Origin of the sequence: Mycolicibacterium helvum (genome assembly GCF_010731895.1) — a bacterium.
In the GTDB taxonomy this organism is placed as follows: Bacteria; Actinomycetota; Actinomycetes; order Mycobacteriales; family Mycobacteriaceae; genus Mycobacterium; species Mycobacterium helvum.
In genome coordinates this window covers 4724957-4745775 of record NZ_AP022596.1, presented here as the reverse complement: position 1 = coordinate 4745775, position 20819 = coordinate 4724957, and the positions used below count along the sequence as shown (strand labels likewise).

Sequence of the window (20819 nt, the reverse complement as noted above, 5' to 3'; positions counted from 1 at the left end):
ACTCAGGCCACGCGGCGCACGGCCCGTGCCAGATAGTCTGCGCGCAGCTGCTCCAATTGCAGCAGCGGGGCTTCCAGATGCTGCGCCAGATCGGCGGCCAAGTCCAGCCGGACGTACGACGTCTCGCAATCCACCACCACCGCGGCGGCCCCCTCGGCCACCAGCCGGCGCGCCGCAGAACGGCTACGCCCCAGCGGATCCGGACCACCGGTGGCCCGGCCGTCGGTGAGGACCACCACCAGCGGGCGTCTGGTCCGGTCGCGCACCCGCTCACGGACCACGACGTCTCGGGCGGCCAGCAGACCCTGCGCCAACGGCGTGGTGCCCCCGGTGTCGAACCGGGTCAGCCGACGCGAGGCGATATGCGCCGACGTCGTCGGTGGCAGCAGGACCCGGGCACCGTCTTGCCGGAAGGTGACGACAGCGACCTTGTCACGACGCTGGTAGGCGTCGCGCAACAACGACAGCGCCGCACCCGTCACCGCAGACATCCGGTCCCGCGCGGCCATCGACCCAGAGGCGTCGACGACGAAGATCACCAGGTTGCCTTCGCGGCCCACCCGAACCGCCCGGCGAATGTCCTCGGGGTGCGGCCGCAGCCGGCCGTTGCCTGCGGCGTTGAGCACGGTGGCGAACAGGTGCAACCCGTGCCCCTGCTCGGGGGCATCGGTGGCGCTGACCACCGCCCCGGATCGGTTACGCGCCCGCGAGCGCCGGCCGGGGGTGCCCTCCCCCACCCCGGGCACGGTCAGCGCCCGGGTGCGAAAGGTCGCCGCGGGCGGTGCCGACGGCTTCGGCGCTGACGACGAATTCCCCTGCGGCGCAGACGGTTGCGACGATCCGTCGCTTGCCTGCCCGCCGCCGGGCGGGTCCGGGTCGGGGTCGGGATCGGGTTCCGGCCCACCTTCGGCCGCGGCCATCGCCTCGTCGAGCTGGGCGGGATCAAGACCCGGATCGTCGAACGGGTCGCGCCTGCGCCGGTGCGGCAACGCCAGCTCGGCGGCCACCCGAATGTCCTCGGCCGCCACGGTTTCTGCTCCCCGCCAGGCGGCGTGCGCCACCGCAGTGCGGGCCACCACCAGATCGGCGCGCATCCCGTCGACGTCGAAAGCCGCGCACAGCGCTGCGATCCGGGTCAGCTCGGCGTCGGGCAGCACGACATCGGCGACCCGCTCACGCGCGGCGGCGATCCGGCGGGCCAGCTCGCTGTCCTGCTCGGCGTGCCGCGCGGCGAAGCCGGCTGGGTCAGCCTCATAGGCCAGTCGCTGGCGGATCACCTCACTGCGCACCGGCACATCGCGGGAGGCGTGCACGTCGACAGTCAGCCCGAACCGGTCCAGCAACTGCGGACGTAGTTCGCCCTCTTCGGGATTCATGGTGCCGATCAGGACGAAGCGCGCCTCATGCGAGTGCGATATCCCGTCACGCTCGATGTGCACCCGGCCCATGGCGGCGGCGTCGAGCATGAGGTCAACGAGATGGTCATGCAGCAGGTTGACCTCATCGACGTAAAGCACACCGCCGTGCGCCCGTGCCAGCAACCCCGGCGAGAATGCGTGCTCACCGTCGCGCAGAACCTTCTGTAAGTCCAGTGAGCCGACCACCCGGTCCTCGGTCGCCCCGATGGGCAACTCCACCAGCCGCGAGTCCGCGTCGACCTGCTCCAGGATCGCGGCCAGCGCCCGCACCGCAGTCGACTTCGCGGTGCCCTTCTCGCCGCGGATCAGCACACCGCCGATCTCCGGACGCACCGCGCACAGCACCAGGGCCAATCTCAGCTGGTCGTGCCCGACGATCGCGCTGAAGGGATAAGGAGCCGCGCTCACGGCTGGTCGACTTCGGTGCCGGTATCCGATGTCGCCGGCCAAGCGGCTCCGCCGGTGCGCCGCACCATCGGTACGTGGGGAATGCCGTCTTCGACGAATTCTGCTCCGGCGGCAACGAAGCCGTGCCGGGCATACATGTCGGCGAGGTAGGTCTGCGCGTCGATCCGGCACAGGTAGTCGCCCACCTCGGCAATCGCGGCCTGCAGCAGCCGCGTGGTGTGGCCCTGGCCGCGCGCGGCGCGCTGTGTGCAGACGCGGCCAATACGGAACGTCTTCTCCCCGCCGGCGTGCTCCTCCATCAACCGCAGCGTGGCGATCACCGTGCCGTCGGGCTGCTCCAACCAGAAGTGCCGGGTCTCGGCGAGCAGATCACGCCCGTCGAGCTCCGGATACGGGCAGGCCTGTTCGACAACGAACACCTCGACCCGCAACTTCAACAGCTCGTAGAGGGTCGCCGCGTCAAGGTCCTTGGCCCAGAAGCGGCGCAAGGCGACCGTCACACCACTCCCGCGGGTTCCGGGCTACCGGAACCCGAAGCGACGGGCGCGATGTCGGCTCCCGCGGCGATGGCGGCGCGGCTGGCGTCGGCTCGGCTCTGCAGCCCGAGCACCTTGGTACCGTGCGCCCACACCTCGGCGAACAGCTCCGGGTTTTCCGAGAGCTTGACGCCCAGCGAGGGCACCATCTCCTTGAGCTTGGGCAGCCAGCCCTGGTAGCGGTCGGCGAAGCAGCGCTCCAGGACTTCGATCATCGCCGGGACGGCGGTCGAGGCACCCGGGGACGCACCGAGCAGACCGGCGATCGAGCCGTCGGCAGCCGACAGCACCGTGGTGCCGAACTCGAGCACACCGAGCTTCTTGGAGTCGCGGCGAATCACCTGCACCCGCTGGCCGGCGACATCGATCTCCCAGTCGGAATCTTGTGCGGTGGGCGCGAATTGACGGAGATCGTTGACGCGGTCGGCCTCGCTGAGCGCGAGCTGGCTGATGAGGTACTTCAGCAGACCCATCTCGGTCAGCCCGACGCCGATCATCGAAGCGAGGTTGTTGGGCTTGACCGACAGCGGCAGATCGGTGACCTTGCCCTCCTTGAGGAACTTCGGCGACCAGCCGGCGAACGGGCCGAACAGCAGCCACGAACGTCCGTTGATCACGCGGGTGTCCAGATGCGGCACCGACATCGGCGGGGCACCCAGCGGCGGGGCGCCGTACACCTTGGCGTGGTGGGCGGCAGCCAACTCGGCGTTGCCGGTGCGCAGCCACTGGCCACTGACCGGGAACCCACCGAAGCCCTTGGCCTCCGGGATGCCGGCCTTCTGCAGTAGCGGAAGGGCTCCGCCGCCGGCACCGACGAACACGAATTTGGCCGACAGCTTGCGCTTCTGTCCGGTGCGCCGGTTGTGGATCTTGACCGTCCAGCCGCCGTCGGACTCCTTGTGCAGGTCGAGCACGTCGTGACCGAACAACGTGGTCATACCACGCTCGGTGCCGTAGCCGAGCAGCTGGCGGGTCAGCGACCCGAAGTCGACGTCGGTGCCGTCCTCGGTCCAGTTGAGGGCGACCGGCTCGGAGAAGTCGCGGCCCTTGGCCATCAGCGGCAGACGGCGGGTGAACTCGTCGCGGTCGTCGATGAACTCCATCGTCGCGAACAGCGGGTTGCGCACCAGGGTGTCGCGGCGGCGACGCAGGTAGTCGATGTGCTCAGCACCCTGAACGAAGCTGACGTGCGGGATGGGGTTCAGGAAGCTGCGGACGTCGGGCAGGATGCCGTTTTCGTGCGCGTAGCTCCAGAATTGGCGAGTGACCTGGAACTGTTCGTTGACATTGATGGCCTTGGCAATGTCGATGCTGCCGTCGGGCATCTGCGGGGTGTAGTTCAGCTCGCACAGCGCCGAGTGGCCGGTGCCGGCGTTGTTCCACGGATCGGAACTCTCGGCTGCGGCCGCGTCGAGGCGCTCGACCAGCGTGATCGACCAGTCCGGTTGGACCAGACGTAGCAGAGCCCCCAGCGTCGCGCTCATGATTCCGGCGCCAACCAGCACCACGTCGGTCTTGGTGTTATCAGACACCGGTTCGTCGTCCTTTACTCGAAACAGCTGTATAGATAGTCAGGTTATCCCGAGCGGCAGTCAGTTAATCGGGAGAGTCGCCAGCACCACACCCCGATGTAGCCAGCACCACACCCGGTTAGGGTAGGGCGTGTGACGGGAGCTCGGGCCGAATGGGCCGACGATGTCCTTCCCGGCTACCAACAGGCCACCATGGCGTTGGGGCCGGACCCCGACGGCGAGGGCGATTTGTTCGCCACGCTCGTGCGCCGCGCGGACGACGCGCCCGCCACGCACACCGTGCTGGCCGTGCACGGGTTCACCGACTATTTCTTCAACACCGAACTGGCCGACCACTTCGCTGCCGCCGGTTTCCGGTTCTATGCGCTGGACCAACACAAGTGCGGCCGATCCTGGCGGGAGGGTCAGACTCCGCACTTCACCACCGACCTCGCCCGCTACGACCGCGAGCTGGAGCGCGCGGTCGAGGTGATCGCGGCCGAGAATCGCGGCGCAAAAATCCTGGTGTACGGGCATTCCGCCGGCGGGCTGATCGTGTCGCTGTGGCTGAACCGGGTGCGTCAGCGCAATGCGACGGCGGCGCTGGCTCTCGGGGGTCTGGTGCTCAACAGTCCGTGGCTGGACCTGCACGGCCCGGCAATCCTGCGCACCCGGTTGACCTCGACGGCGATCGGCGCGATATCGCGGGTACGCAAGACCAGGGTGGTGCGCGCGACCAGCAAGGGTGGCTATGGGCTGACGTTGCATCGCGACTACCACGGCGAGTTCGATTACAACCTGGTGTGGAAGCCGTTGGGCGGATTTCCGGTGACCTTCGGCTGGATCCACGCCATCCGCCGCGGCCACGCCACGTTGCATCGCGGCCTGGATGTCGGTGTGCCGAACCTGATTCTGCGGTCCGACCACAGCGTGACCGAGAGCGCCGACGCGTCGAGCATGCAGCGTGGTGACGCTGTGCTGGACGTCACCCAGATCGCGCGGTGGGCGGGCTGCATCGGCAACCGCACCACCGTCGTTCCGATTCGCGACGCCAAACACGACGTGTTCCTGTCGTTGCGGGGTCCCCGGCGCCAGTCCTACCGCGAACTGGACTCCTGGCTGGAAATCTATCGTGCGCATCTGGAATCGGCCTCATCGACTGCGGGCCGGGGATAAGGGGATTTTGTTGCAGCACTTCGATATTGCGATCATCGGGACCGGCTCGGGCAACTCGATTCCCGATGAACGCTACGCCGGTAAGAAGATCGCGATCTGTGAGCAGGGCGTGTTCGGCGGCACCTGCCTGAACGTGGGCTGCATTCCGACCAAGATGTTCGTCTACGCCGCCGAGGTGGCCCAGACCGTGCGAGAGTCCGCCCGATACGGCGTCGACGCCCACATCGACGGGGTGCGCTGGACCGATATCGTGTCGCGGGTCTTCGGCCGCATCGACCCGCTGGCGTCCGGCGGGGAACACTATCGGCGTTCACTGCCGAATGTGACGGTCTACGACAGCCACACCCGCTTCACCGGCCGCACCGAGACCGGTTACCGGCTGCGCACCGAGAACGGCGAGGAGTTCACCGCCGAGCAGGTGGTGATCGCCGCGGGCGCACGAGCGATGATTCCCGAAGCGATCGCGGGCTGTGGAGTGCAAGTGCACACCAGCGACACCATCATGCGCATCCCGGACCTGCCCAAGCACCTGGTGATCATCGGCGGCGGATTCGTCGCCGCCGAGTTCGCGCACGTGTTCTCCGCGCTGGGGACGCGGGTGACCATCATCATCCGCGGCGGCGGAATGCTGTCGCACTGCGACGACACGATCTGCGAACGGTTCACCGACATCGCCGGCAAGAAGTGGGAAATTCGCAGTCACCGCAACATGATCGGCGCGCATCACGAGGGCTCACAGGTAGTCATCGAACTCGATGACGGCTCCTCGGTAGCAGCGGACGCGGTGCTGGTGGCCACCGGCCGGATTCCCAACGGCGATCTGATGGACCTGGACCTGGCCGGGGTGGAGGTCGACGAGGACGGCCTGATCGTGGTCGACGAGTTTCAACGGACCACGGCCCGAGGCATCTTCGCGCTCGGCGATGTGTCCTCGCATTATCAGCTCAAGCATGTCGCCAACCACGAGGCTCGCCGGGTGCGCCACAACCTGCTGCAGGACTGGGACGACACCGAGAATCTGATGCCGTCGGATCACCGCTTCGTTCCGTCGGCGGTGTTCACCGACCCGCAGATCGCGTCGGTGGGACTCACCGAGAATGAAGCCCGCGCAGCCGGTTACGACATCAAGGTCAAGATTCAGGACTATGCCGACGTGGCCTATGGCTGGGCTATGGAGGACACCACCGGCATCGCCAAGATCATCGTCGAGGCGGACACCGGGGTGATCCTGGGCGCGCACATCATGGGCCATCAGGCGTCCTCGCTGATCCAGCCGCTGATCCAGGCGATGAGTTTCGGGCTGGCCGGCCAGGACATGGCTCGCGGCCAGTACTGGATCCACCCGGCACTACCCGAGGTGATCGAGAACGCGTTGCTGGCGTTGTGCGGCGAACCGCGCTGGCCACCGTCCCGGCGGCATTGAGGTCAAGACTCACTCCCTGAGTGTGCGGTTTCATCCGCCGCGCACGGCGAGTCGCGGATGAAACCGCACACTCGCCGCTGCGCTACGACGCGGGAACGGTGAAGCCCCAGGGTAATTCGAGCCGGTGGGCGGCCAGCAGCGCGCTGTCCGACAACACCGCGGCAATGGTGTCGTCGGCCACCACCGCGCCGTGATCCAGAACAATCGCGCGGTCACACAGCTGCGCGGCATACGGCAGGTCATGGGTGACGACCAACATCGTCGCCGGCAAGGTCGCCAGCGTTTCCGCCAATTCGCGGCGCGCCACCGGATCGAGGTTGGCCGACGGTTCGTCGAGCACCAGGATCTCCGGTTCGCAGGCCAGCACCGTCGCCAGCGCCGCGCGCCTGCGCTGACCGCCGGACAGGTGGGCGGGACTGCGCTCGGCGTGCTCGGTCATCGACACCACGGCCAGGGCCTGGGCCACCCTGGCCGCCAGCTCGTCGCCGGTCACCCCGAAGTTGGCCGGGCCGAACGCGACGTCCTGTGCCACGGTCGGCATGAAAAGCTGGTCGTCTGGGTCCTGGAACACCAACCCGACCCGGCGCCTGATATCGCGAAGGCTCTTGCGGCTCAGAGCGATTCCGCTGATCTCGACGTTCCCCGAGGTTGCGGTGAGCACGCCGTTGAGGTGCAGCATCAGCGTGGTCTTGCCCGCCCCGTTGGGCCCGAGGATGGCCACGCGCTCGCCGCGGGCGATGCACAGGTCGACGCCATCGAGTGCAACGCGGCCGTCGGGATAGCGGTAGTGCAGGCCCTCGACACGGATCGCCGGCGCGGTCATCGCAGCACCCACGCCGAGGCGGCCACCGCGGCCGCTGCCACCGCAGGCGTCAGCGCGTACGCCCACTGCGCACCCGACGCGCGCGGCCCGGCGCCGACGATCGCCAGCTCGGGGACCTTGCCGTCGAATCCTCGTGACACCATCGCCAGGTACACGCGTTCTCCCCGCTCATACGACCGAAGGAACAGCGCACCAACGCCTTTCGCGATCGCGCCGATCTGATGAATGGCGCGCGGGGAGTCGCCGCGCGAGATCCGCGCCATCCGCATCCGGCTCACCTCGGCCGACAGCAGGTCAATGTAACGGATCATCAATACGAGCATCGAGGTCACCAGACCGGGCACACCGAGCCGGCTGAGCGCCAGTGGCAATTCCCGCGCCGAGGTGGTGGCCGCGACGGTCAGCGAGGCGGCCACGCCCAGGGTGCCCTTGATGACGATCCCCCAGGCCGCCCACAGTCCCGTCACCGACAGCTGCACACCCGCCACGTCGACGCGCGCACCACCTTCGGCGAACGGCAGCAGCACGGCCAGCACGATGAACGGCGCCTCAATGAGCATTCGCGGCAGGATCCAGCGCAGCGGGATACCGGCGACGCGCCACACCACGAGCACGATCGCGGCATAGGCGGCGAACGGCCAGATCATCTCGCGCGGGGTGGCCACCACCGCGAGGACGAACAGCACCAGACCGGCGATCTTGACTTCGGCGGGTGCGCGGTGCACCACCGATTCGCCATCCCGGTACAGCGGGTGGGAGTGCCCGGCGCCCATCGTCTCAGCCCTTGGTGCGGCGGGTGCGCGCGATCAGCCAGAACGCCCCGAAAGCGATGGCCAACACGACGACGGCGCCGAGGATTCCGGCCAGTCCGCTGGTGGCGGGATGGCCCAGGATCGTGTAGTCCGCCAGCGGCGACACCGACATCGGGTGCTCAGTGGCGTGCTGGGCGATGCAATTGCCGGTCAGGTGTTCACCGTGGTCTGTCTCGACGACCTGGCAGCCCTGCAGTGTGGCCGAGTCCAGGCCGTCCGGGCTCGAACTGGCGAAGTAGGACACCACGCCGGCGATCAGCAGGATCGCGACCCCGAAGGCCACCCAGAACTGCCAGCGCCGAGTCACTCCTGCGGCAGTCACGCGGCAACCTCCGCACGCTCACGACTCCGGCGCAGTAAATAGACGAGGTCGGGGCGCGACCGAGCGACAGCCATCACGGTCACGGCCGTGATCAGGCCCTCCCCGATGCCGATGAGCACGTGGGTGCCGAGCATGTAGGCCGCGACCGTCGACAACGATGTCGGCGCGGCACCACCGATCGCGTATTCGACGACGAAGCCCATTGAGGCACAGACCGTTCCGATCACCGCAGAGATGAAGCCGACGACGCCAAGTGCGGGCACCGGCAGCTCGGCGCTACGCCGCCGCAGCAGGGCGTAGAGCACCAGCGCCGTCGAGTAGCCCGCGGCAACGCCGATGAAGGCCATATTGGTGATGTTCATCCCGAGTGCGGTCACGCCGCCGTCGGCGAACAGCAGCGACTGCACGACCAGCACGATGGTGATGCACAGCACGCCGGTGTACGGACCGACCAGGATCGCGGCCAGCGCCCCACCCAGCAGGTGACCGCTGACGCCCGGCAGGATCGGGAAGTTGATCATCTGCACCGCGAAGATGAAGGCCGCGACCAGGCCGGCCAGCGGGACCGTGCGCTCGTCGAGTTCGGTTCGCGCCCGCCACCCACAGAACGCCACCACGGCGATGGCCAGGAGCCCGAAGACTACCGAGGTGGGTGCGTTGACCAGGCCGTCGCTCATATGCATGGCCGTGATCTGGACGCTCAAGCGTGCCTCCTCGCGGTGCGGTGCGGGTCTTCCCGTCCCGATTGGGAGCCTAGGCGCGCATGCGATATCTGTCTACCTGTACAGATATTCGAATGAACCGACCAGCTCACTCGGTGTGAGCAGCACCGATCCAGTGCAACAGGTCGTGCACGGTGTGATCCTCGAGGCGGTAGCTGGCCTGCCTGCCGACCCGGGTGGAAGTGACCCAGCCCTGCTGGCGCAGCACCCGCAGCGCTTGGGAGACGGCGTTCTCCGATCGGCCGACGGCAGCAGCGAGGTCACCGACGCAGATACCGGGCGCGCGGTGCAGTCCGAGCAGGATCTCCAGCCGGTGCGGGTCGGACAACAGGTCGAAGCGCTGAGTCCAGCCGTGGATGTCGACATCGGCCAGCGCGGACGAGGCACGCTCGACCTTGACCTCGTCTCCTGGGCCATCCATGCCTAGGAATCTAGCTCAGTACCGGTAGTGAGCCTGGGACGCTGGAACGATCCGGCTCGAATAGACGACTATTGGAAGCGTGGACTGCACTGTCGCCCAGGAGGCGTTGTCGGCCCGGATCGACGGCGAACGCGAACCCGTTCCCGCCGCCCGGGTCGATGAGCATCTCGCCACCTGTGACTCCTGCACTGCCTGGTACTCACAAGCGGTCGAGCAGACCCAGCAGCTGCGGCGCCTGGCCGGCCGGTCCCAGGTGGCGGCCGTTGCCGTCACGAACGACCGGCCCGCGGTGTCGCGGTCGCGGCGGCTTCTCCCGCCGACCAACACCTGGCTGCGGTGGACATTGGCGAGCGTCGGGCTGGTGCAGGTGGGGTTGGCAGCTGCCCAGGCCTCCGGCGTCAACGTCGGAACGTCGTCGGTCGCGCACCACGCGATGATGGGCGGGCATCTGCTGAACGAGTCGACGGCATGGTCGGCGGCGTTGGGGGTGATCATGGTCGTCGCGGCGGCGCGCCCCACCGCGGCAGCCGGTTTGGCCGGGGTGCTGTCGGTCTTCACCGCGATCCTCACCGGATACGTCATCAGCGACGCGATGGCGGGCGCGGTGGGCCTCGACCGGGTCCTGTCGCACCTGCCCGTGCTGGCTGGCACCGTCTTGGCTTTGCTGGTCTGGCACAAGGCCCGGCCAACGACGCCGGCTCCCCGATCTGATGCCGCGCCGGTCACTGCGGATGTCGTGCTGCCCGACAACGCATCTCGCGGGCGTCGGCGCGGGCATCTCTACCCCACCGACGGTTCGGCGGCCTGAGTCGTCGAGATTGACTTCACGCACACACTTACTCGAGTCGATACGTCCCTGCGCAGTTTCAATCTCACGGTGAGCGCGGCCTCGCTGGCGTCGGTCCCGGCGCGAGTACGGCTCGCGACTACAGCTAGAGCATGACGCCGAACATGATCGCCATGCCGGCGGCCATCATCGCCTGACACAGGCACCCCAGCGGCGATCCGGCGTCGGCGGGCTCACGGTCCATCCGGATGGCGAGATACCGGACCAACCAGTACCCAGCCGCCAGCGCGAAGCCGACCGTGCACATCCAGTTCAACACGGTGATATAGACCGGATATCCACTGATACCGTCGGCCGTCGCCGTATCCGGTCCGGACATGTCCATTCCCGGCATATTCATGCCCGCATGCCCGGCGTGGCCCGACGCCCCCGCCGAGGAACCCGCATGCACGGTATCGGCGACGTAGGACGCTTGGCCAGGCAACAGGCGTCCGTTCATCACCGCGTACATCCAGGCCATCGCCACCATCATCAGCGCGTGGTACGCGCCGGCGATCCGATGACCGGCGCCCAGCGGGCTCGCCGTCACGGCGATGAACCAGCCGGTCGCGAACAGGAAGAACACCATCGGCGCGACGGTGGGCAGGGCCGCGCCCCACGGCCAGGCCATCACCGCCATCGCCACTGCCATGACGACGTGCAGCAGCTGGCTGACGACCGTCGCCGGCCGCCGGTTGCCGACGGCGAGCGCGTACAGGCACTCGGCGGCGCCGAGGACGAACAGGATGGTGACGAACCATCGCAAGGCGAGATCGTGGATCACCGGTCAATTCCTCCCTTTGTCCGCCTGAGCATTGGTCGACCCATCGCACCAGAAAGTTCCCACCACGGCGACTCGACTACGACGATCAGTCGTAGACTCTCGACGATGGAGTCGATCCAGGCAGGTGCCCGGCCGGCGGGTCGGTGGATCCTCGGCGGCTACCTGAGCATGGTCGCCGCCCTGATCGCCCACACCGCCGTTTCCGGTGAGCGCCGCTTCGCCGCCACCGGCGACTCCTACCCGGGCATGGTTACCAGCGTCGCCGAGGTGGTCGGCTACTTCACCGCCACCCTGGCCGCCGCGATCTGTCTGGGCGCGCTCGCCTTCACCGTCGTCACCGCCGAACCCGACGAGCGCGGCGTGCTCGATGCCATGTCGTTCCGGGTCCACCTGCTGGCCGAGCGCCTGGCGCCGCTATGGCTGATGACCGCGCTGGCGATGGTAGTGATCCAGTCGGCCAACGCCGCTGGAGTCCCGGTCTCCCGGCTGATCGGCGGCGGGGGTATCGGAAGTACGCTCGGGGCATCGGAAATGGCCCGCGGGTGGATCGTCGTCGCGGTCATGGCCGCCGTGGTCGCCGTCGCATTGCGGCTGACGGTGCGCTGGGTCTGGCACGCCGTGCTGGTGATTCCGGCCTTCGTCGGGGTGATTGCGCTGCCGGTGAGTGGCAACGCCGGCCAGGGCCCAGACCATGACTACGCAACCAGTGCTGTCATCGTGTTCGCGCTCGCGCTGGCGGTGCTGGCCGGGGTGAAGATCAGCGCTGTCATCGCGCCACCGAAAGCCGAACTTCGCCGGCGAGTCCTGGTGATCGAGGTCGCCACCGGTGCGGTGGCGCTGGCGTATGGCGCGCTGTTGTTGTCGCTGCTGGCGACACCAGGCGGCCTGACCGGTTCGGACTACGGCCGGCTGGGGGCGCTGGCCGGAGTGGCCCTGCTGGGCGGGTGGTTGCTCGACGTCCACCGGCTACGGAAGGCCCGGGGTGGCGGCCTGGTGGGCGCACTGGCGGCGGTGCTGACGGTGGCGGCCGTGTCGGCGATGGCCGTTCAGACCGCACCACGGCTGCTGGCCCACCAATTCACCGCGTGGGATGTCTTCCTGGGCTATCAGCTACCCGATCCTCCGAATGCACTTCGGCTGCTTACTGTCTGGCGCTTCGACGCCCTGCTCGGCGTGGCGGCGGCGCTGCTGGCGGGCGCCTACGTGATCGGGGTGATCCGGCTGCGCCGACGCGGTGACAGCTGGCCGCCCGGGCGGCTGGTGGCATGGCTGTTCGGTTGTGCGGCATTCCTGTTCACCACCAGCTCAGGGGTGCGCGCCTACGGGTCGGCAATGTTCAGCGTGCATATGGGTGAGCACATGGCGCTGAACATGTTCATCCCGGTGTTCCTGGTCCTCGGTGCGCCGATCACCTTGGCGCTGCGGACCCTTCCCGCCGCAGGTGCCGGTCACCCACCTGGGCCGCGGGAATGGCTACTGCGGCTGGTGCATTCGCCGGTGTCACGGTTCCTATCGCATCCCGCAACGGCTTTCGTCCTGTTCGTCGGCTCGCTGTACGCCGTGTACTTCACTCCAATGTTCGACACGTTGGTGCGTTATCACTGGGGCCACGAGTTCATGAGCGTGCACTTCCTGATCACCGGCTACCTGTTCTTCTGGGGCATCATCGGCATCGACCCCGGCCCGAAGCGGCTTCCGTTCATCGGACGGCTCGGGATGTTGTTCGCGGTCATGCCGTTCCACGCGTTCTTCGGTATCGCGACGATGACCATGACGTCGATTCTCGGCGGCACGTTCTACCGCAGCCTCGACCTGCCGTGGCTGACGAGCCTGAGCGACGACCAGCACCTGGGCGGGGCGCTGGCCTGGGGATCCAGCGAGCTGCCGATCATCGTGGTGGTGGTGGCGCTGGTGGTCCAGTGGGCCCGCCAGGATCGGCGGACCGCGGTGCGCACGGATCGGCATGCCGACGCGCACTATGACGACGACCTCGACGCCTACAACGCGATGTTGCACGAGCTGGCCAAGAACCGGCGCTGATCATGGGCGGGCGGCCGATCAATCCGAGGGCTCGCTCAGGTAGGCGGCAATGGCGTTGGTCAATCCTTCGCGAGCCTCATCAAGATCGGCGTAGCTGCCAAGTTGCTTCTCGGACACCAGGCCTCGCATCGCACCCGGGATGAACGCTGCCACGTGGTGCACCCGCCGCGGATTGACGTGCAGGTCGGCGAATGCCTTCTGGCACGTCTCATTCCAGCTTTGGCCCCAGGATCTCAGCTCGGCGGCAGTGGCGGGATACAGACGGTCGAGGTCGTCAGGGTTGCGCGGCAACGCGGCCCGGAGGTTCTCGATGGCTCGGGAGTCCGGAGCGTCCAGCCCCTTGTACAGGGTGTCGATGATGCCGGCGACACGCGAACGCAGCGGAGCTCCGCCGCCGGCACTGCCGAACAGGCTGGCCCGCCGCTGCGCGGTGTGGTGCAGCACCGCTGCCCAAAATCCGTCGGCGTCGCCGAACTGGTATTGCACGGTCCCCCACGTCACGCCGATCTGCTTGGCAATGCGATTGGCCGAAACGGCGGCCGGGTCGCCGGTGGCCAATGCCTCGACGGCCGCATTGAGCATCGCTTCCCGTGTGGCCATGCCGCGCCGGTTGGATGTTCTGCGTGCGCTGTCTGGCTCTGCCATCGCAGTAGCTTAAGCGATTTCGATCTTTCATTGACACTACTATGATTAGTTCATAGACTCCCCCATGATCACCGCGTGGGTATCCATGAAAAGGACCGAGATGGCGAAGCCACCGCTTTCGATGAAGCCGACGGGATGGTTTCAGGTGGCGTGGTCCGATGAGATCGGTGTCGGTGACGTGCACCGGATGACGTACTTCGGTCAGGAATTGATCGCCTGGCGTGCCAAGTCGGGCACTGTCACCGTGATGAACGCCTACTGCGAACACCTGGGCGCCCACCTGGGCTACGGCGGACACGTCGAAGGCGAAGTGTTGCAGTGCCCGTTTCATGGCTGGCAATGGGATTCAGAAGGCCGAAATGTCTGCATTCCCTACGACAAGCGACCCAACCGCGGCCGGCGCATCAAGACCTACCCAACCGCGGAACGCAACGAGTCGATCTACCTCTGGTATGACGACGACGGCCGTGAGCCGTTCTTTGACGCCCCCGATGTATTCGCCTCGTTCGGCGATGACAGCAGCGCGGCCGACTACTACCCGCAGCGACGGCTGTTCGAGCAGGGCCACGAGATGCACCCGCAATACGTCCTCGAGAACGGGGTGGACTTCGCCCACTTCAAATACGTCCACGGCACCCCGATCAACCCGATCTTCACCCGCCATGACTTCGCCGAACCGGTGTCCTACGTGGACTTCACCATCACCTTCGAAGGTGACGATCAGCAGATGATCGACGACGTCAGAAGTGGCGTCGAGGCGATCAACGGCGGCTTGGGGATCGCCGTCACCAAGAGCTGGGGCATGATCGATAACCGCACCATCTCGTGCATCACACCGGTCGACGAGTACACCTCCGATGTGCGGTTCATGGTCTACATCGGCCGCACACCGGGCAAGGACACCGAGCGTGCGGCTGTCAAAGCGGCCGAATTCGGCGACGAAGTCATCCGCCAGTTCCGCCAGGACATCCACATCTGGTCGCATCAGCGCTACTCCGATCCGCCCGCGCTGACCGGCGATGAGTACTCCGGCTTCACCGCAATCCGCGAGTGGGCCAAGCAGTTTTATCCCGATGGCATCGGTGGCAGCGCCGCCGACGTGTATGCGGCACGAGAGAAGGGCTGAACCCCAGTGGGCAACAAGAGTGAGCCGATCCGCGTCTTCCAGGTCGCCACCGGCAATGTCGGCTCGGAGATGATCAAGCGCATCGCAACCCGGCCTGATCTGGAATTGATTGGTGTGCACTGCTATTCACCCGAGAAGGTGGGCAAGGACGCCGGCGAGCTAGCCGGCCTGGCCCCCAACGGAGTGATCGCCACCGGCACCATCGAAGAGATCATCGCCGCCAAACCCGACGTCCTCACCTTCCACGGGGTGTTCCCCGACGAGGATCTCTACGTACAGATCCTCGAAGCCGGCATCAACATCGTCACCACCGCGGACTGGATCACCGGTTGGCACCGCGACAGGAACCACCCGCACTCGTCGGGCAAGAAGGTCAGCCAGCTGCTGGCCGAAGCATGTGAAAAGGGCGGGTCGACGTTCTATGGCACCGGCATGAACCCGGGCCTGAATCAGATCCTGGGCGTGGTCTGCTCGGCCGACGTCGCCGACATCGAGAACATCACCACCATCGAATCCGTCGACGTGTCCTGCCATCACAGCAAGGACACCTGGATCGAGGTGGGTTACGGTCTGCCCGTTGACGATCCGAGCATTCCGGGGAAGCTGGAGAAGTACACCCGGGTCTTCGCCGACAGCGTCTATATGATGGCCGACTGCTTCGGCCTGAAACTCGACGAGGTTACCTTCAGCTACGAACTCGGCGCCTGCACCGAGGACGTCGACCTGGGCTGGTACGTCCTGCCCAAGGGATCACTGGGCGGCAACTACATCAAGTACCAGGGCATGGTGAACGGTGTGCCGCGGGTCGAGACGCACCTGGAGTGGCAGATGACGCCGCACACCAGCCCGAGCTGGCGCATCAAGGGCTGCTACATCACCCAGGTCAAGGGTGACCCGTGCGTCTACAACAAGCACATGATCTTCCCGAAACCCGATGTGGACCTGTCGGATCCGGCGAACTTCGCCTCGATCGGTATGACGGTCACCGGGATGCCGGCGCTGTCCGCCATCACGTCGGTGGTCGCCGCCCCACCCGGTCTGCTGACCAGCGCCGACCTGCCGCTGCGTGGATTCGCGGGGCGTTTCGTCGAGGCGTGAGCCCGTTCAGCTCACGACGGCGTAGTCACCCTCGTCTGCGAGCGCGGCCCGGACCTGCTCGACGCTGAGTTCGGCGGCGGTGTCGACCCGCACGGTGGACGCGCCGTCGGCGTCGAGGTCGACCTCGACCGCGCCGACCCCGGGCAGTTCCGTCAGCGCGCCGCTCACCACCCGCACACAACTCTGACAATGCAAGCCGGTGACCATGAAGGTCTGCTGGGACATCTGATCTGCCTTTCAGTGACTAGCGGGCGTCGAAGTTGCGCAGCCGCAGGCTGTTCGAGACGACGAAGAACGACGAGAACGCCATCGCCGCACCGGCGATGAGCGGATTGAGCAGCCCGGCCGCGGCGATCGGGATGGCCGCCACGTTGTAGCCGAACGCCCAGAACAGATTGGTGCGGATCGTGCGCATGGTGGCACGAGCCAAGTCGAGCGCTTGCGGGACGATGTCGAGATCGTCGCGCACCAGGATGATGTCGGCGGCACCGATCGCGACATCGGTGCCGCGCCCGATGGCCAGGCCGAGATCCGCCGACGCCAGGGCGGGGCCGTCGTTGATGCCGTCGCCCACCATCGCGACCACCCGGCCCTGCTCGCGCAGTTGCTCGATGACGTCGACCTTGCCTTCGGGCAGCACCTCGGCGATGACCTCGTCGATGCCGACCTGGGCGGCCACCGCGCCCGCGGCCGCCGCGTTGTCCCCGGTGAGCAGCACGGTGCGCAGCCCCTTGCGATGCAATGCGGCCACGGCATCGGCCGCGGACTCCTTGACCGCGTCAGCGACCGCGATCGCCCCGCACACCTGGCCGTCGACCGCAACGAAAACGACTGTCTCACCGCGCGATTCACCGCTGCGCCGGGGCGACTGCAGATGCTCAGCCACCTCGGCCTGCTCGGCGGTCCACGACGGGCGCCCGACCACCACTCGGCGCCCGGATACGGTTCCGGTGACCCCGCGCCCGGGATGGGCGCGGAAGTCCTCCAGCGGGCGGCGCTCGTCGGTCGCGGCGGCGATCGCGATGGCGACCGCGTGTTCGGAGGCCACCTCGACGGCAGCGGCCAGTGCGAGCACCTCGTCACGTTGCCAGCCGTCGGCGGCGGTCACCTCGGTGACCGCCAGGTGCCCCGTTGTCAGCGTGCCGGTCTTGTCGAACACCACGGTGTCCACCGCCCGGATGGCTTCCAGCGCGCGGTGGCCCTTCAGGAAGATGCCCAGCTGCGCGCCGCGCCCGGAGGCCACCATCATCGCCGTCGGGGTGGCCAGCCCGAGTGCGCAGGGGCAGGCAATCACCAGCACGGCAAGCGCTGCCGAGAACACCCGGTCGGCGTCGGCCCCGGCCAACAGCCACCCGATCGCGGTGAGCGCCGCGATACCGAACACCGCAGGCACGAAAACCCCGGCGATCCGGTCGGCCAGTCGTTGGGCGTCGGCCTTCTGCGCTTGCGCTTCTTCGACCAGGCGCACCATGCCGGCGAACTGGGTGTCGGAACCCACCGCGGCGGCCTCGACGATGAGCCGGCCGTCGAGCACCACCGTCCCGCCGATCACCGGCTCGCCGGGATGGGCACGCGACGGTGTGGCTTCGCCGGTCATCGCACTCACGTCGATGGCGGCGCTGCCCTCGACCACCAGTCCGTCGGCGGCGATCGTCTCACCGGGGCGCACGACGAACCGCTGCTGCTCGGCGAGTTCGTCTGCCGGCAACACCATCTCGCTGCCGTCGGCCAGCAGCACCGACACGTTCTTGGCGCTCAGCGCCGCCAGCGCCCGCAGCGCGCTACCCGCGCGTGACTTCGCCTTGGCCTCGAAATACCGACCGGCCAGGATGAACACCGTGACACCTGCGGCGACCTCGAGATAGATCGCGTCGCTGCCCAGCAGCGCCTGCCAGATGCCGCGGGTCTGCCGGTCATGGTGGCCGAAGAAGATCGTGTACAGCGACCACAGGGTGGCCGCGGTGACGCCGACCGAGATCAGGGTTTCCATGGAGGCGGTGCCATGGCGCGCGTTGCGCAGGGCCACCCGGTGGAACGGCCACGCCGCCCAGGTGACGATCGGTGCGGCCAGCGCAGTCAGCACCCACTCCCAGCCGGCGAACCGGGTGCTGGGCACGACGGCGAACATCACCGACAGGTCAGCCAGCGGCACGAACAACACCGCGGCCAGAGCCAGCCGGCGCAGCAGGTTGCGCGCCACCCGGTCATCGGGGTCCACCGGCTCGGCCGACGACGCCGAGCGTGGGGCGGCGTCGTAGCCGGCCTTGCGGATCACCGCGCACAAGTCCTCGGCGGGCATCGATCCGGGGGCATCGATACTGGCCACCCGGGTGGCGAAGTTCACCGAGGCGCGGACGCCGTCGAGCTTGTTGAGTTTGGTCTCGACCCGGGCGGCGCATGCCGCGCAGGACATCCCCGAGACGTCGAGTTCGACGCGATGCAGGTGTCCCGGCGCGTCGGCCACGTTCGAGGCGGTCGGACCGCCTACGACGGATGCCGTCATCGCCCTCCTTGGCTCAGTGTGCTGCTCAACGGAACAGTCGGCTACCGAGGCCGATAGGTTCCCGGCCACCCAAAATACGCTTCCGCACCGGCCTGCGGGTGTGCCGGATCCAGTGATCCCCTACTCTCTGTGAGCGTGAGTGAACGCAACGACGACCAGGTGACCGTGCTGGCCCTGGCCGCAGGGCGGGGCGATTCGGCCGCGCTGGAAGCGTTCATCAAGGCCACTCAGCGGGATGTCTGGCGCACCGTCGCGTTCCTGGGTGATCCCGGTCACGCCGACGACCTCACGCAGGAGACCTTTCTACGCGCCCTTGGCGCACTGCCCCGGTTCTCCGGCCGTTCGTCGGCGCGCACCTGGCTGATGTCGATTGCCCGCCGGGTCGTCGTCGACCAGATCCGCCGCAACCAGGCCCGCCCCCGTACCGCCTCGGCGATCGATCTGGATCAGGTGCTCGACAGCCGCCCCAGCGCCGCCCGGTTCGAGGACATCATCGAGATCAGGATGCTGCTCGACGGCCTGGACACCGACCGTCGTCACGCCCTGATGCTGACCCAGGTGCTCGGGCTGTCCTACGCCGAGGCCGCCGAAGTGTGCGGGTGCCCGGTCGGCACCATCCGCTCCCGCGTGGCGCGAGCCCGCGAGGATCTGATCAGCGCTGCGCACCGCGAGGACGAAGTGGGCTGAGCCAGCTAAGTCGCGGACTTCTTCTCCCGCCAGGCCCGTTCGAACGGAAGCCGCCAGGCATTCGGGGCGATGAGTTGATGGATCGCATTGGGACCCCACGTGCCGACCGGGTAGCTCTTGACCGGCGGCGGGTCCTCCAGGAGTTGCGCCGAGCGTTCCCAGAGTGACTCGATGCCTTCCGCGGTGGTGAACAGGGTGTGGTCGCCCCGCATCGCGTCCAGGATGAGCCGCTCGTAGGCCTCCAGCACATCACCGACCGAATCGGTCTCCTGAGTGGAGAACTGCATGGACAGCTTGTCGAGCTTCATGCCCGGCCCAGGCCGCTTGCCGTAGAACGACAGCGACACTTTGGACTCGTCGGCCAGATCGAAGGTGAGATGATCCGGACCTTCGGAACCCACCCCCGAGCCGGGCGGGAACATCGTGCGCGGCGCTTCCTTGAACGCGATCGAGATGATCCGCTGCCCCTCGGCCATCTTCTTGCCGGTCCGCAGGTAGATCGGGACCCCGGCCCAGCGCCAGTTATCGATCCCGACCTTGAGCGCGATGAACGTCTCGGTGTCGGAATCCCTTGCCACACCATCCTCTTCGCGATAACCGGTGTATTGACCGCGGACCACGTCGGCAGTGTCGACCGGCAGCATCGAACGAAAGACCTTGTTCTTCTCCTCGCTGATCGCGCGGGGCTCAAGCGCGGTCGGCGGCTCCATCACCACGAAGGCCATCACCTGGAAGAGGTGGGTGACCACCATGTCCTTGTACGCGCCGGTGCTCTCGTAGAAGTTCGCCCGGGCGTCCAGGCCGAGCTTCTCGGGGATGTCGATCTGGATGTGATCGATGAAGTTGCGATTCCAAATGGGCTCGAACAGCCCGTTTGCGAATCGGAATGCCAGGATGTTCTGGGCGGCCTCTTTGCCGAGGAAGTGATCGATACGGAAGATCTGCTCTTCGCTGAACGTGTCGTGGACGAAATCGTTGAGTTCGATGGCACTGGCCAGATCGGTGCCGAACGGCTTCTCCATCACCACCCGGGACCGATCCACCAGGTTCGCGTCCTTGAGCATGGTGATAACGGACTGCGCCGCCTTGGGCGGTACCGACAGGTAGTGCAGCCGCCGGACGTCATCGCCCAGTAGGCGCTCAGCTGCGATCACCGCGTCGGCCAACGCCTGCGGTCCGGCGCCCTGGGGGACGTAGGTGACGCGTTCGGCGAAATGCGCCCACTGTTCGTCGGAGAGTTTGCGGCTGCCGAACCCGTCGACAGCCTCCCTGGCGATGGCCAGGAACTGCTCGCCGGTGTAGTTCTCCAGCGACGTCGCGACCAACCGGATGTCGGGGGCCAGAGCCGACTCTTCCAGATACGCCAGCCCCGGTAGCAGCTTGCGCTTGGCAAGGTCGCCGGTCGCCCCGAAGAGCACGATGACGTGGGGCTCGAGGCTCTCGGCGTCACGCCGGTGCGGACGGGCGCCTGCTGCCGGGTAGGCGATGGTCTGCAACTTGTCGGTGGCCACACCGGGCATGATCGCACCCCACGGTGG

At 67.3% G+C, this 20819-nt stretch carries 20 protein-coding genes; 7 read left to right on the top strand and 13 right to left on the bottom strand.

Features of this window, described 5'->3' with window-relative positions; all coding sequences use genetic code 11:
* Positions 1–2: 2 nt before the first annotated feature.
* From G6N38_RS22270 to mqo, 3 genes are read right to left on the bottom strand one after another with little or no spacing between them, the layout of a single operon-like run.
* Positions 3–1826, bottom strand: a complete 1824-nt coding sequence (locus tag G6N38_RS22270) for a VWA domain-containing protein (RefSeq protein ID WP_163750168.1) — start codon at positions 1824–1826, stop codon at positions 3–5.
* Complete coding sequence (locus G6N38_RS22265; protein WP_163750167.1) at positions 1823–2326, bottom strand: GNAT family N-acetyltransferase; 504 nt, start codon at positions 2324–2326, stop codon at positions 1823–1825. The genes G6N38_RS22270 and G6N38_RS22265 overlap by 4 nt, the downstream gene beginning before the upstream one ends.
* Positions 2323–3894: a malate dehydrogenase (quinone) gene (mqo, locus tag G6N38_RS22260; RefSeq protein ID WP_163750166.1), complete on the bottom strand. Its 1572-nt coding sequence runs from the start codon at positions 3892–3894 to the stop codon at positions 2323–2325. The genes G6N38_RS22265 and mqo overlap by 4 nt, the downstream gene beginning before the upstream one ends.
* 192 nt (positions 3895–4086) lie before the next feature.
* Here mqo and G6N38_RS22255 point away from each other — a divergent pair, with 192 nt between their 5' ends.
* On the top strand, positions 4087–5049 hold the full coding sequence (locus tag G6N38_RS22255) for an alpha/beta hydrolase (protein WP_163752260.1): 963 nt from the start codon (positions 4087–4089) through the stop codon (positions 5047–5049).
* A 10-nt stretch (positions 5050–5059) separates the two neighbouring features.
* On the top strand, positions 5060–6472 hold the full coding sequence (gene mtr, locus G6N38_RS22250; protein WP_163750165.1) for a mycothione reductase: 1413 nt from the start codon (positions 5060–5062) through the stop codon (positions 6470–6472).
* 82 nt (positions 6473–6554) lie between these two features.
* Here mtr and G6N38_RS22245 read toward each other — a convergent pair whose 3' ends face one another.
* From G6N38_RS22245 to G6N38_RS22225, 5 genes are all read right to left on the bottom strand, one after another.
* On the bottom strand, positions 6555–7295 hold the full coding sequence (locus tag G6N38_RS22245) for an energy-coupling factor ABC transporter ATP-binding protein (protein ID WP_163750164.1): 741 nt from the start codon (positions 7293–7295) through the stop codon (positions 6555–6557).
* Positions 7292–8068 (bottom strand): cobalt ECF transporter T component CbiQ, encoded by a 777-nt coding sequence (gene cbiQ, locus G6N38_RS22240; protein ID WP_163750163.1) that lies wholly within the window; start codon positions 8066–8068, stop codon positions 7292–7294. The genes G6N38_RS22245 and cbiQ overlap by 4 nt, the downstream gene beginning before the upstream one ends.
* 4 nt (positions 8069–8072) lie before the next feature.
* A complete protein-coding gene (locus G6N38_RS22235) occupies positions 8073–8429 on the bottom strand; it encodes a PDGLE domain-containing protein (RefSeq protein WP_163750162.1) in 357 nt (118 codons plus the stop codon).
* Positions 8426–9112 carry an energy-coupling factor ABC transporter permease gene (locus G6N38_RS22230; RefSeq protein WP_163752258.1) on the bottom strand — a complete coding sequence of 229 codons (687 nt, stop codon included), beginning with the start codon at positions 9110–9112 and terminating at the stop codon, positions 8426–8428. The genes G6N38_RS22235 and G6N38_RS22230 overlap by 4 nt, the downstream gene beginning before the upstream one ends.
* 127 nt (positions 9113–9239) lie before the next feature.
* Complete coding sequence (locus G6N38_RS22225) at positions 9240–9572, bottom strand: ArsR/SmtB family transcription factor (protein ID WP_163750161.1); 333 nt, start codon at positions 9570–9572, stop codon at positions 9240–9242.
* 79 nt (positions 9573–9651) lie between these two features.
* Here G6N38_RS22225 and G6N38_RS22220 point away from each other — a divergent pair, with 79 nt between their 5' ends.
* Positions 9652–10380 carry a zf-HC2 domain-containing protein gene (locus tag G6N38_RS22220; RefSeq protein WP_163750160.1) on the top strand — a complete coding sequence of 243 codons (729 nt, stop codon included), beginning with the start codon at positions 9652–9654 and terminating at the stop codon, positions 10378–10380.
* A 124-nt stretch (positions 10381–10504) separates the two neighbouring features.
* Here G6N38_RS22220 and G6N38_RS22215 read toward each other — a convergent pair whose 3' ends face one another.
* A complete protein-coding gene (locus G6N38_RS22215) occupies positions 10505–11182 on the bottom strand; it encodes a DUF5134 domain-containing protein (RefSeq protein ID WP_163750159.1) in 678 nt (225 codons plus the stop codon).
* Between the two features lie 105 nt (positions 11183–11287).
* Between G6N38_RS22215 and G6N38_RS22210 the strand changes: the two genes are divergently transcribed.
* The gene (locus tag G6N38_RS22210; RefSeq protein ID WP_163750158.1) at positions 11288–13222 is read left to right on the top strand and encodes a cytochrome c oxidase assembly protein; all 1935 of its coding nucleotides are present in this window, start codon (positions 11288–11290) and stop codon (positions 13220–13222) included.
* An 18-nt stretch (positions 13223–13240) separates the two neighbouring features.
* On the opposite strand, the gene G6N38_RS22205 is transcribed toward G6N38_RS22210, so the two are convergent.
* Positions 13241–13867 (bottom strand): TetR/AcrR family transcriptional regulator, encoded by a 627-nt coding sequence (locus G6N38_RS22205; protein ID WP_163750157.1) that lies wholly within the window; start codon positions 13865–13867, stop codon positions 13241–13243.
* A 100-nt stretch (positions 13868–13967) separates the two neighbouring features.
* On the opposite strand from G6N38_RS22205, the gene G6N38_RS22200 reads away from it, so the two are divergent.
* On the top strand, positions 13968–14993 hold the full coding sequence (locus G6N38_RS22200; RefSeq protein ID WP_163750156.1) for a Rieske 2Fe-2S domain-containing protein: 1026 nt from the start codon (positions 13968–13970) through the stop codon (positions 14991–14993).
* Between the two features lie 69 nt (positions 14994–15062).
* Positions 15063–16091 carry an NAD(P)H-dependent amine dehydrogenase family protein gene (locus G6N38_RS22195; protein ID WP_246228083.1) on the top strand — a complete coding sequence of 343 codons (1029 nt, stop codon included), beginning with the start codon at positions 15063–15065 and terminating at the stop codon, positions 16089–16091.
* Between the two features lie 6 nt (positions 16092–16097).
* Here G6N38_RS22195 and G6N38_RS22190 read toward each other — a convergent pair whose 3' ends face one another.
* On the bottom strand, positions 16098–16316 hold the full coding sequence (locus tag G6N38_RS22190) for a heavy-metal-associated domain-containing protein (protein ID WP_163750154.1): 219 nt from the start codon (positions 16314–16316) through the stop codon (positions 16098–16100).
* Between the two features lie 19 nt (positions 16317–16335).
* Positions 16336–18594 (bottom strand): heavy metal translocating P-type ATPase, encoded by a 2259-nt coding sequence (locus G6N38_RS22185; RefSeq protein ID WP_163750153.1) that lies wholly within the window; start codon positions 18592–18594, stop codon positions 16336–16338.
* 135 nt (positions 18595–18729) lie between these two features.
* Here G6N38_RS22185 and sigC point away from each other — a divergent pair, with 135 nt between their 5' ends.
* Positions 18730–19281, top strand: a complete 552-nt coding sequence (sigC, locus tag G6N38_RS22180) for an RNA polymerase sigma factor SigC (protein ID WP_163750152.1) — start codon at positions 18730–18732, stop codon at positions 19279–19281.
* A 5-nt stretch (positions 19282–19286) separates the two neighbouring features.
* Here the strand turns inward: sigC and zwf are convergent, their stop codons facing one another.
* A complete protein-coding gene (gene zwf, locus G6N38_RS22175) occupies positions 19287–20801 on the bottom strand; it encodes a glucose-6-phosphate dehydrogenase (RefSeq protein ID WP_179968437.1) in 1515 nt (504 codons plus the stop codon).
* Positions 20802–20819 lie beyond the last annotated feature (18 nt).

Coding starts and splice junctions, on each gene's coding strand:
- G6N38_RS22195 (WP_246228083.1), top strand. CDS start 15,063: ATGATCAAGCGCATCGCAACCCGGCCTGATCTGGAATTGATTGGTGTG.
- G6N38_RS22230 (WP_163752258.1), bottom strand. CDS start 9,112: ATGCATATGAGCGACGGCCTGGTCAACGCACCCACCTCGGTAGTCTTC.
- G6N38_RS22210 (WP_163750158.1), top strand. CDS start 11,288: ATGGAGTCGATCCAGGCAGGTGCCCGGCCGGCGGGTCGGTGGATCCTC.
- G6N38_RS22200 (WP_163750156.1), top strand. CDS start 13,968: ATGGCGAAGCCACCGCTTTCGATGAAGCCGACGGGATGGTTTCAGGTG.
- G6N38_RS22185 (WP_163750153.1), bottom strand. CDS start 18,594: ATGACGGCATCCGTCGTAGGCGGTCCGACCGCCTCGAACGTGGCCGAC.
- G6N38_RS22190 (WP_163750154.1), bottom strand. CDS start 16,316: ATGTCCCAGCAGACCTTCATGGTCACCGGCTTGCATTGTCAGAGTTGT.
- G6N38_RS22255 (WP_163752260.1), top strand. CDS start 4,087: ATGGCGTTGGGGCCGGACCCCGACGGCGAGGGCGATTTGTTCGCCACG.
- G6N38_RS22245 (WP_163750164.1), bottom strand. CDS start 7,295: ATGACCGCGCCGGCGATCCGTGTCGAGGGCCTGCACTACCGCTATCCC.
- cbiQ (WP_163750163.1), bottom strand. CDS start 8,068: ATGGGCGCCGGGCACTCCCACCCGCTGTACCGGGATGGCGAATCGGTG.
- G6N38_RS22225 (WP_163750161.1), bottom strand. CDS start 9,572: ATGGATGGCCCAGGAGACGAGGTCAAGGTCGAGCGTGCCTCGTCCGCG.
- zwf (WP_179968437.1), bottom strand. CDS start 20,801: ATGCCCGGTGTGGCCACCGACAAGTTGCAGACCATCGCCTACCCGGCA.
- G6N38_RS22205 (WP_163750157.1), bottom strand. CDS start 13,867: ATGGCAGAGCCAGACAGCGCACGCAGAACATCCAACCGGCGCGGCATG.